General features: G+C 42.6%; 1 pseudogene. It reads right to left on the bottom strand.

The annotated features are described in order from the left end of the window. Nucleotides 1-484: pseudogene (gene pdeC, locus E0D98_RS25770) on the bottom strand (c-di-GMP phosphodiesterase PdeC); the annotation flags it as partial.

The following is a 484-nucleotide window of genomic DNA, read 5'->3' as shown; positions in this document are numbered from 1 at the left end:
AGTCGCAACAATGGCTGCAATTGGGCGTTTTGTCGAATAAACTGTCGCATATAAATAGCCATTTCTTTGTACGGTTAAATCCTTCAAATGAATCAGCGGAGAAAACGTTGCTGCCGAGGCCTCTTTGCTTAACGAGAAAAAGGTTTTCGTCACCGTATCATACACACCCCATTGCAATGTCGGATCATCAGACATCACTTCACTCCAGAAGAGAGGGTTGATAACCGCCACATAATTTCCCCGCTGCATATAGGTCATTTTATAGCCAGAGAAAAAAGGCGTATCGCGGTAATAATAGATAGAAACGTTAGGTTCACGCTTATAATCGGCCGGTGCAATCGTATAGCCGTTTACAGGCGCTATCAGCGATGAGCATAAAAAATGGTTATCACGGGCATAGATCAATTCATTAATATAAAGATAGCCACGAATAATATTCAACATTCGCTTTTGATGGGCTGGAGTGCAAACTTGCCCCTGATAG

Origin of the sequence: Escherichia sp. KCJ4928, assembly GCF_004352695.1 — a bacterium.
In the GTDB taxonomy this organism is placed as follows: domain Bacteria; phylum Pseudomonadota; class Gammaproteobacteria; order Enterobacterales; family Enterobacteriaceae; genus ECMA0423.
Note: the sequence above shows the minus strand (reverse complement) of the source record. Positions and strands in the feature narration are given on the sequence as shown.